13 protein-coding genes are annotated in these 10639 nt (G+C 71.1%); 9 read left to right on the forward strand and 4 right to left on the reverse strand.

All coding sequences use genetic code 11. The features are described 5' to 3' along the window. Nucleotides 1-47 precede the first annotated feature (47 nt). Nucleotides 48-725 (forward strand): AzlC family ABC transporter permease, encoded by a 678-nt coding sequence (locus tag ACSMFO_RS32230; RefSeq protein ID WP_436461596.1) that lies wholly within the window; start codon nucleotides 48-50, stop codon nucleotides 723-725. Next, entirely contained in the window at nucleotides 722-1027 is a 306-nt protein-coding gene (locus ACSMFO_RS32235; protein ID WP_378414728.1) for an AzlD domain-containing protein, read from the forward strand. Before ACSMFO_RS32230 ends, ACSMFO_RS32235 begins: the two co-directional genes overlap by 4 nt. Here ACSMFO_RS32235 and merB read toward each other — a convergent pair. Beyond that, a complete protein-coding gene (gene merB / locus ACSMFO_RS32240; RefSeq protein WP_436461597.1) occupies nucleotides 1024-1701 on the reverse strand; it encodes an organomercurial lyase in 678 nt (225 codons plus the stop codon). The two genes, ACSMFO_RS32235 and merB, sit on opposite strands and share 4 nt — an antisense overlap. A 137-nt stretch (nucleotides 1702-1838) precedes the next feature. On the opposite strand from merB, the gene ACSMFO_RS32245 reads away from it, so the two are divergent. From ACSMFO_RS32245 to ACSMFO_RS32255, 3 genes are all read left to right on the forward strand, one after another. Beyond that, nucleotides 1839-2723: a methylenetetrahydrofolate reductase gene (locus tag ACSMFO_RS32245; protein ID WP_436461598.1), complete on the forward strand. Its 885-nt coding sequence runs from the start codon at nucleotides 1839-1841 to the stop codon at nucleotides 2721-2723. Nucleotides 2724-2765: 42 nt separating this feature from the next. After that, nucleotides 2766-4451 carry a DUF885 domain-containing protein gene (locus ACSMFO_RS32250; protein ID WP_436461599.1) on the forward strand — a complete coding sequence of 562 codons (1686 nt, stop codon included), beginning with the start codon at nucleotides 2766-2768 and terminating at the stop codon, nucleotides 4449-4451. 240 nt (nucleotides 4452-4691) lie between these two features. After that, the gene (locus ACSMFO_RS32255) at nucleotides 4692-5573 is read left to right on the forward strand and encodes a DMT family transporter (protein WP_038516381.1); all 882 of its coding nucleotides are present in this window, start codon (nucleotides 4692-4694) and stop codon (nucleotides 5571-5573) included. Here the strand turns inward: ACSMFO_RS32255 and ACSMFO_RS32260 are convergent. Beyond that, nucleotides 5570-6133 carry a GNAT family N-acetyltransferase gene (locus ACSMFO_RS32260; protein WP_016332697.1) on the reverse strand — a complete coding sequence of 188 codons (564 nt, stop codon included), beginning with the start codon at nucleotides 6131-6133 and terminating at the stop codon, nucleotides 5570-5572. The two genes, ACSMFO_RS32255 and ACSMFO_RS32260, sit on opposite strands and share 4 nt — an antisense overlap. Next, nucleotides 6130-6651, reverse strand: a complete 522-nt coding sequence (locus tag ACSMFO_RS32265; RefSeq protein ID WP_436461600.1) for a YbaK/EbsC family protein — start codon at nucleotides 6649-6651, stop codon at nucleotides 6130-6132. The genes ACSMFO_RS32260 and ACSMFO_RS32265 overlap by 4 nt, the downstream gene beginning before the upstream one ends. Nucleotides 6652-6872: 221 nt before the next feature. Here ACSMFO_RS32265 and ACSMFO_RS32270 point away from each other — a divergent pair, with 221 nt between their 5' ends. The 4 genes from ACSMFO_RS32270 (at nucleotide 6873) to ACSMFO_RS32285 (ending at nucleotide 10069) form a co-directional block, all read left to right on the forward strand. Then, entirely contained in the window at nucleotides 6873-7355 is a 483-nt protein-coding gene (locus tag ACSMFO_RS32270) for an SAV_6107 family HEPN domain-containing protein (protein ID WP_007029300.1), read from the forward strand. 24 nt (nucleotides 7356-7379) lie between these two features. Then, nucleotides 7380-8144 (forward strand): maleylpyruvate isomerase family mycothiol-dependent enzyme, encoded by a 765-nt coding sequence (locus ACSMFO_RS32275; protein ID WP_436461601.1) that lies wholly within the window; start codon nucleotides 7380-7382, stop codon nucleotides 8142-8144. A gap of 60 nt (nucleotides 8145-8204) precedes the next feature. After that, a complete protein-coding gene (locus ACSMFO_RS32280; RefSeq protein WP_038516371.1) occupies nucleotides 8205-8888 on the forward strand; it encodes a VOC family protein in 684 nt (227 codons plus the stop codon). A 95-nt stretch (nucleotides 8889-8983) separates the two neighbouring features. Next, nucleotides 8984-10069, forward strand: coding sequence for a GNAT family N-acetyltransferase (locus tag ACSMFO_RS32285; RefSeq protein ID WP_038516368.1), 1086 nt, complete (start codon nucleotides 8984-8986; stop codon nucleotides 10067-10069). A 64-nt stretch (nucleotides 10070-10133) separates the two neighbouring features. Here the strand turns inward: ACSMFO_RS32285 and def are convergent, their stop codons facing one another. Further along, nucleotides 10134-10634, reverse strand: coding sequence for a peptide deformylase (def, locus tag ACSMFO_RS32290; RefSeq protein WP_436461602.1), 501 nt, complete (start codon nucleotides 10632-10634; stop codon nucleotides 10134-10136). Between the last annotated feature and the right edge of the window lie 5 nt (nucleotides 10635-10639).

Genomic DNA, 10639 nt, shown 5'->3' on the forward strand with positions numbered 1-10639 from the left:
GAATCCTCCTAATGGTCAAAACGAGTTTAGCTTGTTAGGGTCGAACCATGACAGAGACGTCGACGCGCCGGCGGAACTATCTGGCCGGCGCCCGTGTCGGGCTCGGACTGGGTGTCGCGACCTTCGTCCTCGGTGTCACCTTCGGCGCGTACAGCCAGACCCTCGGCTGGGGGATCGCCGCCCCCATCGTCGCCTCGATCGTGGTGTTCTCCGGCTCGGCCCAGTTCGCGATGGCCACCGCGCTCGCGGGCGGCGGCAACCTCGCGGTCGCGGTCGGCGCGGCGGCCCTGATCAACGCCCGGTTCCTGCCGATGGGCGCCGCCGTCGCCTCCGACCTGCGCGGCGGGCGTCTGCGCCGTGCGTGGGAAGGCCAAGCCGTCGTCGACGGTTCATGGGTCGCCGCCCACCTCGGCGAAGGACGCTTCGACCGCGAGAAACTCATCGGCTGCACGCTCGTCCAGCTGCCCGCGTGGGTGCTGGGGACGGTGCTCGGGGTGCTGGCCGCGCCGCCGCCGGACGTCGTCTCCCGGTTCGGGCTCGACGTCATGTTCCCCGGCTTCTTCCTGGTCCTGCTCATCGACGAACTGCGCCGGTCGCGCCAGGCGGTGCCGACCGCGGCGCTCGCCGCCTGCCTTGCCGGGATCCTGGTGCTGTTCGTCCCGGTCGGGCTCGCGCTGATCGGCGCTTCGGCCGCCGCGCTGGTCGGGCTGGGGGTTCGGCGATGACGCTCTGGCTCGCGATCGTCCTGGTGGCGCTGGTCAGCATCGGGTTCAAGGCGGCGGGACCGGTCCTGCTCGGCGACCGGACGCTGCCGCCGCGGCTCGCGGGGGTGATCGCGTTGCTCGCGCCCGCGTTGCTGGCCGGTCTCGTGCTCACGGACGTGGCCGGCCCTGCCTGGTCCGGGCTCGACTGGACGCTTTGCGCCGGTCTGGCCGCGATCGCGGTGACGTACGTGCTGCGCGTGCCGGTGCTCGCCGCGATCCTCTGCGGCGTGGTCGTCACGGCGGTGCTGCGGTTCCTCGTCTAGTGCCAGAACGGTCCGCTCAGCCCGGCCTGCTCGAAGTACGCGGCCGCCGCGGCCGGGTCCCGGCGGGTGTAGCCGTGGTCGAGCCTGCCGTCGTACCAGCCGGCCGCGAGCCGCCACAGCGTCGCCAGATCCATGACGTAACCCTTGTCCTGCCCCGTTTCCACCAGCCATTCGTCCACACAGGACTCAGCGCAGAACAGGCGCTGGTTGGCGCAGGTGTGCACGACGTCGTCCCACATCCGCGCCACCGGGACCAGGAAATGCGCGACCAGGCCACCCTTCGGCGGGGTCCGGTCGTTCACCATCAGCGCCTGGGGTTCGCCGCAGCCGCGGCAGCGGGTGGACACCAGCACTTCGGGCTCGCCCTTGACCAGATGCGGGATCGCGAACGCGTCCCACGCGCAGCCACCCCACCACAACGTGCGCTCGCCCATCACGGAGAACCCGAGCGGGATCGCCGCGAACGGATGCGCCAGCACGACGTGCTCGCATTCGTCGAGGACGAGATGCCGCCGCTCGGCGAGCCGGTGCAGTGCCTGTTTCGCCACCGCGAGCGATCCGTGGGCGGCGTCGGCCAGTTCCGGGGCGGTCGGCGGCCTCCCGTGCTCGGCGAACGCGCGGTAGACCGCCACGCGGACGTCCTCATCCCAGCTGGTGTCGGTTTCGGCGCTCATGGCGGCTCCCTGTGCTCGTCACCGAGTCTCCCCAGGTCGGCTCCCGTCGGCAACCGCTCGTACGTGGCTGAAGTCGCCCGTCCATAGCCTGAGAGGGGGCTCCCAGCCAGCGGACATTCCCCCTTAACATGGGCCGTATGACGTCGGTGGTCGAGCGGTTGCAGGGTGATGGACCCGTGTTCTCCATCGAGTTCTTCCCGCCCCGGGACGCGGCCGACGAGGCCGTGCTGTGGAAGTCGATCCGGGAACTCGAGCCGCTGGACCCGGCGTACATGTCGATCACCTACGGCGCCGGCGGCTCCAGCCGGGACGGCACGATCCGCAGCATCGCCCGCGTCGCGACCGAAACCACGCTGGTGCCGATGGCGCACCTCACCGCCGTGAACCACTCGGTCGCGGAACTGCGCAACGTCATCGGCTGGTACGCCGCCGTCGGCGTGCGGAACATCCTCGCGCTGCGGGGCGACCCGCCGGGCGACGTCTACGGCGACTGGGTCCCGCATCCGGACGGGCTGAACTACGCCGAGGAACTCGTCGAACTGGTGCGTTCGCTCGGCGACTTCTGCGTCGGCGTCTCGGCCTTCCCGTACGGCCACCCTCGCTCGGCCAACCTCGAAGCCGACACCGAATACCTCGTGCGCAAGCTGCGCGCGGGCGCGGATTTCGCGATCGCGCAGCTGTTCTTCGAACCGGAGGACTTCCTCCGCCTGCGTGACCGGGTGGCGGCCACCGGCTGCGAGGCGCTGGTCATCCCCGGCATCATGCCGCTGACCACGCCGCGGACGCTGCACACGTCCATCAAGCTGTCCGGCGCGCCCGCGCCGCGGCGGCTGCTGGACCGGCTGGAGCCGCTGGCCGACGATCCGAAGGCCTTCCGCGCCGCGGGTATCGACGCGGTGACCGAACTGGGCGAGCGGCTCATCGCCGAAGGCGTCCCCGACCTGCACTTCTACACGTTCAACCGGTCCAAGGCCACGCGTGAGGTGGTCGGCAGGCTCGGGCTGGTCCCCGCCCGGGCGTAACTCCGTACCGAAGTCGCCCGCGATCCCGGTAGCGTGCCGGTCATGGCTTCAACCGCGCGAAGTGTGCACGAGATCTGTGACCGGTACGTCGACGAGTACGCCGCGGCCGACCCGGTCGCCGCGACGACATTCGGTATCTCCGGATACGACGACCAGCTGACCGACTACTCGCCCGCCGGGCACGCGGCCAGGGCCGCGATCGCCGCGCGCGCACTGGCCGACATCGCCGCGGCCGAACCGGTCGACGACGGTGAGCGCGCGGCCAAGGCCGTGTTCAGCGAGCGGATCGCGCTGAACCTCGAAATCCACGAAGCGGGCCTCGACATCGCGGCGCTGAACGTGATCGAAAGCCCGGTGCAGGAACTGCGCATGGTCTTCGACTTCATGCCCACCGAGACCGCGCAGGACTGGGCGACGATCGCCGCCCGGATGGCGAGGGTGCCCGAAGCGCTCGACGGTCTCCGTACCTCGCTGCTCGCGGCCGCGGACGCCGGCCGGGTGGCGGCGTTGCGGCAGGTCGGCAAGGTCGCCGAACAGGCCGAAACCTGGGCCGGGCTGAAGGACGAGACCGGTTTCTTCGAGACCCTCGCCTCCGGTGCGAAAGACATCGACGAGAAGCTCCGCGCCGCACTCGGCCAGGCCGCTCACGCCGCCCAGGAGGCGTACGCGGAGTTCGCCGGTTTCCTCCGCGCCGAACTCGCCCCGCTGGCGCCGGTCAAGGACGCCGTCGGCGCCGAGGTCTACCAGCTGTGGTCCCGGGTGTTCACCGGAGCCACCCTCGACCTGGACGAGGCCTACGCCTGGGGCTGGGCCGAGTTCACCCGCCTCGAAACGGAGATGCGCGAGGTCGCCGGCCGGATCAAACCCGGCGCCTCCCTCGCCGAGGCGGCCGCCGCCCTCGACGCCGACCCCAAGTACACCGTGCGTGGCCGGGCGGAATTCCAGGCCTGGATGCAGAACCTGTCCGACAACGCGCTGAAGTCGTTGCGCGGCAAGCACTTCGACATCTCCGACCGAGTGATGGCGCTGGAGTGCAAGATCGCCCCGCCCGGCGGCACCGTCGGCGCGTACTACACCGGTCCGAGCGAGGACTTCTCCCGCCCCGGCCGCATGTGGTGGTCGCTGCCGCAGGGCCGGGACGAGTTCACCACCTGGCGCGAGGTCAGCACCGTCTACCACGAGGGCGCGCCGGGTCACCATCTGCAGATCGCGACCGCGGTCGACCAGTCGGAGTCGCTGAACAAGTACCAGCGGCTGCTCGCGTTCACCTCCGGGCACGCCGAGGGCTGGGCGCTGTACTCCGAGCGGCTCATGGAGGACCTCGGGTTCCTCGCCGACGACGGCGAACTGTTCGGCATGCTGTCCGAGCAGCTGTTCCGCGCCGCACGGGTGATCGTCGACATCGGCATGCACCTGGAACTGGAAATCCCGGCGGGCCCCGGTTTCCACGAGGGCGAACGGTGGACACCCGAGCTGGGCCTGGAGTTCATGCTCACCCGGACCGTCACCGACCCGGCCCACGTGCACGACGAGATCGACCGCTACCTGGGCTGGCCGGGGCAGGCGCCGTCGTACAAGCTCGGCGAACGGCTCTGGCTCACCGCCCGCGAGGAGGCCCGCGCGCGGCAGGGCGACGCGTTCGACATCAAGCAGTTCCACACGCGGGCGCTGGCGCTCGGCGGGATGGGGCTGGACACCCTGCGGGAGATGCTGGCCGCGCTGGACTGAGCCGAAGGACGCTTTCCCCGCATCACACGCGGGGAAAGCGTCCTTCAGCTTTATCCACTTGCCCGCCTTGATACGTTCCCCTCGTGCACCGGATCTTTCTCGTCACCCCACCCCCCGCCTCCTGAGCGGGGTGTCTCCGGCCGCGCGGCGTTCCCGCCGCCCGGCCGATCCGTGCTGCACTGAAGCACCCCGCGTCGTCGACGTCCTTTCCGACAGACACAGACGCAGGAGCGTTTCCCCATGTCCGTTGCCGTACCCACGCGCGCCCGATCGTCGGCCGCGCTCGTCCTCGCCGGGGTCCTCTGGGGGACCGGCGGCCTCGCCGGATCCCTGCTCGCCTCCCGGGCGGGGCTCCATCCGCTGAGCGTCGCCGCGTACCGGCTGCTCATCGGCGGCGTGATCGCCACCGGCTACCTCTGGCTCACCGGAGGCCTTCGCGGCCTTCCCCGCACGCCACAGGCCCGTCGCCGTCTCCTGGCGGTCGGCGGGTTGTTCGCGCTCTTCCAGACCAGCTACTTCGCCTCGGTCTCGCTGAGTTCCGTGAGCGTCGCGACGATGACCACCATCGGCAGCGCGCCGGTGCTGCTCGCCGTCGCGACGGTCGTCAAAACCCGCCGCCTGCCCGGAGCGTGGACGGCGGTGTCCCTGGCCGGGTCGCTCGCCGGGCTCGCGCTGCTGCAATGGACGCCAGGGCAGGAAGCCGACGTCGCCGGAGTGCTGTTCGCCCTGCTCGCCGCGGCCGGGTTCGCCGCGCTGACACTCGTGACCGCGACCCGCGTCGAGGGGCTGGATCCCTTGCCCACCACGGCTTTCGGCTGCCTGATCGGCGGCGCCGCGCTCACTCCCGCCGCGTTGTGGTTCGGGATGGCCGTGCCGTTTCAGGCCGACGTGCTCGCGCTCGTCGTCTACTTCGGCGTCGTGCCCACGGCGCTGGCGTACGCCGCGTACTTCCGTGGCCTCGAAAGCGCGCATCCGGTCCTGGCCGCGTTGTCCGCGCTGCTCGAACCGCTGACCGCCGCGCTGCTGTCCATGGCCGTGCTCGGGGAACGGCTCGGCGCCGTGGGCTGGTGCGGCGCGGTGGTGCTCATCGCCGCGCTCGCGGTCGCCTACACGAAACCCTAGAGCGGCAGCGTCCGGCCGAGGATCGCGAAGGGCCGCGGATCCCCGGCGAAGTGGTAGTCCCGCAGCACATCGACGAATCCGACGCGCCGGTACAGGTTCCAGGCCCGGCTGGTGCCTTCCGGCGTGGAAAGGAGGACGTGGGCGCTGGGCACGCCGTCGAGCAGCCGTCGCAGGAGGTCTTCGCCGATCCGTTTCCCCTGGCTTTCGGGGCTGACGTGGATCTCGGTGAGCTCGAAGTAGTCGGACATCCAGTGCTCGGCGGCGGCCTGGCCCTCGCGACGGGTCAGGCCGTGGCGGACCTGTTCGTGCCACCACTGGCCGCCGCGGCCCTTGTAGCCGTAGGCGAGCCCGAGCAGGACGCCGTCCGCGTCGAGCGCGGCCATGCAGCGCCAGCCTTCGCGCAGCGCGTGCGTGAGCCACATCGGCGCGCGTTGCTCCGCCGTGCCTTCGGGGTAGCGCATGGCGTTGACGTAGATGGTCAGCGCCTCGGGGAGCCGGGCGCGGAACTCGTCCGCGGACAGCTGGACGTAGCGGGTGCATTCCGAGGACATCGCGGTCACGGGCGCCCATCCTGCCTGTCGCCCGCGACGTCCGCGGGAGTGCCCCCGGTCAGCGCGACGAGGCCGTCGAACGTCGTGGGGTACACCGACTTCGGATGGCCGGCGGCCGCCCAGACGACTTCGTGGGCGCGTAACGCGGTGTCGACGAGGGTGGTCAACGCCTTCGGGTGACCGACCGGGGCGACGCCGCCGATCGGCTGCCCGGTGTGCGCGCGGACGAAATCCGCGTCCGCCTTGCCGATCTCGTCGGCGCCGGTCAGCGAAGCGAGGAGACCGGTGTCGGCGCGGTGCGCGCCGGAGGTCAGGGCGAGCAGGGCCGTTTCGGTGCCGCCGGTGCGGCTGCGGAAGACGAGGCTGTTCGCGATCGCGCCGACCTCGACACCGAGTGCTTCGGCGGCCTGGGCGGCCGTGCGGACTTCGGCGGGGAGGATCCGGATCCCGTCCGCGGCGGCCTGCTGGCCCGCCTCGGCGAGCGCGGCCGCGACCTTGGCCACCGAGGGATGGTCGATGGTGCTCATACGCCTATGAGATCACGTGGCCGATGCCGTGTCCCGCACCACATGCGGCGATCACCCCGCTACGGGGTTGAAGAAATGAGCACTTCAGGGTTACATTGGAGTTGTTCGAACAGACGTTCGACATTCGGTGAGCGCGCACCGGTAGGTGCCCGGCGCGGGGGCGGGGGAAGCGCCTCGGCGCCGGGCACCGGCCGGCGCTCACGTACAGGAGGAGGGTCGTCATGTCCGTTTCGGTCGTGTCCCCCGACGAAGCCGAGAGGCCGGGGGGCACCGCGCAGCCCGCCCTGCCCATGTCGTTGCGCCCGCCGGCACCACCCGCGGCGGTCTCCTTGTACGCGCAGGCGAGGCGGGGGCTCGCCGAAGCAGAGCGGGAAAACGATCCCGCGGAGCGGTTCATCGGCGCCTATCTCGCCGCGCTGCGGGGCGCCGCGGCGGTACTGGAGGCCCGCGGCCGTCCGCACCGGGGCCGGGCCCGCCCGGCGAGCGGCTGGGTGCTGCTCGACTCCGTCGCGCCCGAGCTGAAGGAATGGGCGGCGTTCTTCGCCGCCAACTCGGCGACGCGGGCAGCCGCGCAGGCGGGTATCACCGGCAAGGTCACCGTCGAACTGGCGGACGAGCTGACGCGGGCCGCCACGGTGTTCCTGGAACTGGTGCGACGGGTGGTGCACGGGCTGCCGATGGGTGATTCGGCGCATGTCGCCTGAATCACCGGGGAGAGGGGGTGCCCGATGGCCGGGCAGGCCATGATCGACCAGGGCAGGTTCCTGGAGGTGATCGGCGCCGAAACCGAGCTGATGGCTCAGGTGGCGCACACCGCGTCCGCCGACGCGCCGGTCCCGACCTGCCCCGGCTGGACACTCGGCGAGGTCCTCCGGCACGTGGGCAGCGTGTACCGGGTCACCCGCCGCTGGATCACCGACGGGCGGCGTCCCGAGCACTGGCAGCGCAAACCGGGGCCGGGGCAGACCCTGGATGAGTACTTCCGCGAGGGCCGGGACGAGCTCGTCGCCGAGCTGTCCGCGCACGATCCGGACGAACTGGCACCGACCTGGTGGCCAGCGGACCGCAGTTACGGGTTCTGGCGGCGCCGGATGGCGCACGAGACGACGATCCACCGGATCGACGCGGAGAGCGCGGCCGGCCGGGAGGTGTCGGAGATCCCCGAAGACGTGGCGGTCGACGGGATCGACGAGGCGCTGGTGCTCTGGTTCGGGCAGCGGCTGCCGTTGCTCGGGCTGTCCGGCACCAAGACCGGATCCGTCGGCGTCCGCACCGCGGGCCACACCTGGATCGCCAGGGCCGGGCCCACGGAGACGGTCGCCTGGCGGTGCTCGGCCGAGGAAGCCCAGCGCGCGGACGATCTGATCACCGGGAAGCCGGACAAGATCTACCGCTGGCTCTGGGGCCGGGCGGGTCCGACGGCGGTGACGGTCAGCGGAGACCAGGACATGGCGGGACAACTCTGGGCCCTTCTGCGGCTCGCGACCCGATGACCGGTCGGTGGGGAAGCCAAACCGGTCAGAAATGTCGGTGGTGCCGTCTAGGTTCACGGTGTGGTGGCACATCTGGTGAACCTGGTCTTCGATTCGGCCCTTCCCAGGGATCTGGCGGGTTTCTGGGAAGGGCTGTTCAGCTGGGACGCGCCGTTCGAGCCGGCGTTTCGTTCCGAAACGCGGCCCAAAGGGCGCAAGAACCGGCTGCATCTGGATCTGGCGAGCCGTTCGCCCGGGCACCAGGCCGAGCTGGTGGACCGTGCGCTGTCCCTCGGCGCACGGCACATCGACATCGGCCAGGGCCCGCCGGAGGAGAAACGGGTGCCGTGGGTGGTGCTAGCGGATCCGGAGGGCAACGAGTTCTGTGTCCTCGAGCATCGAGAGCAGTACGAGGGCACCGGCGCGCTCGCGGCGGTCGTCGTCGACGCCCTCGATCCGGAGCGGCTCGCGCGGTTCTGGGCGGCCGCGCTGGGCTGGGAGATCGGCGTCCGGGAAGAGACGATCGTGGGCCTGCGGCCGCCGGACGGTCGCGGCCCCTGGGTCGAGTTCCTCGCCACGAAAGAGGACAAGGTGGAGCGGAACCGGCTGCGCTTCGAGATCGCGCCGGGGCCGGGCGGGAGCCGGGCGGCCGAAGTCCGGCGCCTGCTGGGGCTGGGCGCGCTAGGGCGCGGTACGGCGAGCCGAGGCGCCGTGTCCCTGGTGGATCCGGAGGGCAACGAGTTCAGCGTGCTCACGCCCCGCTGAGTGTTTCGCCCCGGTTGCGCGGCGGCGTCGAACGCTGACCTGAGCGAAACACCCGCGCCGTGGGCAGGCAACAACCGGCCGGGACCGTTGAGGTCATGGAGACCTATCGAGCCCGGCCCGCCCTGGTCCATCCCGGCGAAGAGACGGTGGCCGCTTCGGCCTGGCGTGTCCGGATCCGCGTGGACGACCGGCCCGGCACGCTGGCCAGGATCGCGATCCGGCTGGCCGACCTCGAGTGCAACATCCTCGGGCTGTCGGTGCTGCCGGTGCCCGGCGGCGTGCTCGACGAAATCGTCCTGCGGCCGGCCACCGGGTTGCCGCGGCAGCTGCTCATCGACGCGATCCGCGACGAAGGCTGCGAATGCTCCGCCGTCGTCGACGCGGATCTGGCGGAACTGGTCGATCCAGCCACCGCGACCCTCACCGCGGCCAAACGTGCCGTCGAGGAGCCCAACGGACTCGCGGAGGTGCTCCGCGGCGTCCTGGCGGCCGACGTCGTCACGAAGGTTCCGTCGATCGAGTCGAACCCGGCCCGCACGGAAGGCGGGCACCGGGCGGTGTTCCCCGCGGGGGACGGCGCCGCGTTCGTCGCCCGCCGCCGGTGGTCGCCGTTCGTCGAACTGGAATTGAGCCGCGCCGTCGCGCTGACCGGCCTGGTCGTCGCCGTCCGCGACAACGTGACCGGCCCGATCGTGCTCGACCGGCCCGACGGCGCCGCGGTCGTGCTGCGCAAGGGTGTCCCCGGTGACGCGGAAGCGGTGTCCGCGCTGCATCAGAGATGCTCGATGACGACGCTCTTCCACCGCTATCACACCGGAATGCGTGCCGTACCGCGTCGCTGGCTGCACCGGCTCCTGATGCCGCCGCGCGGGATCAGCCTGCTCGCGGTCTGCGGCCGCGACGTGATCGGCCTCGGTCAGCTGATCCCGTCGGCCGACGGCGGCGCGGCCGAAATCTCGCTCCTGGTCGAGGATTCCTGGCAGCGCCAAGGCATCGGCACGGCTTTGCTGTCCCGGCTCGCCACGCTCGCCCTGGCCAAGGGGGAGCGCGAGCTCACCGCCGTCTGCCTGCCCGGCGACGATTCCCTGTACCGCACCGCCGTCCGCGTGGGGCTCCGCCCCGAACGCGTCACCGGAGACTCCGGCACCCTGAGCTTCACGCTCCCCGACCCCCGCGTTTAGTCCTCTGGATGCGGTCGTTCGCGTTACCGACCACCGCATTCAGAGGACGAAACGCGGGAGGAGGTCAGCGGTTCCAGAACCAGTCTTTGCCCCGGGCCTCGCCGAGTGCGCGCTTCTTACGCTCGGGAGTGAGCCGCTCCAGGTACAGCTTGCCGTCGAGGTGGTCGGTCTCATGCTGCAGGCACTGGGCGAGCACGTCGCCCCCTTCGACCTCGACGGGCTCGTTGCGCAGGTCGACACCGCGCACCACGGCGTGCTTCGCGCGCACCACCGGGAACCACAGCTCCGGCACCGACAGGCAGCCCTCGCCGATCTCGTGTGTCTCTTCGGACAGTTCGACGATCTCGGGGTTGATCACGTATCCGCTCAGCCCGCCGACGTCGTAGCTGAACACCCGCAGCCCGACCCCGATCTGCGGCGCCGCCAGCCCCGCGCGCCCGGCCGGTTTCACCCCGTCCATCAGATCGGTCACCAGCGACTCGATCTTCTTGTCGAATGTCGTGACCGGGTCGCATACGGTCTTGAGCACGGGATCCCCGAAATAGCGCAGGTCGCGCATCACCATGGTCG

The sequence above is a fragment of the Amycolatopsis sp. w19 genome, from assembly GCF_051373225.1.
Lineage (GTDB): Bacteria > Actinomycetota > Actinomycetes > Mycobacteriales > Pseudonocardiaceae > Amycolatopsis > Amycolatopsis japonica.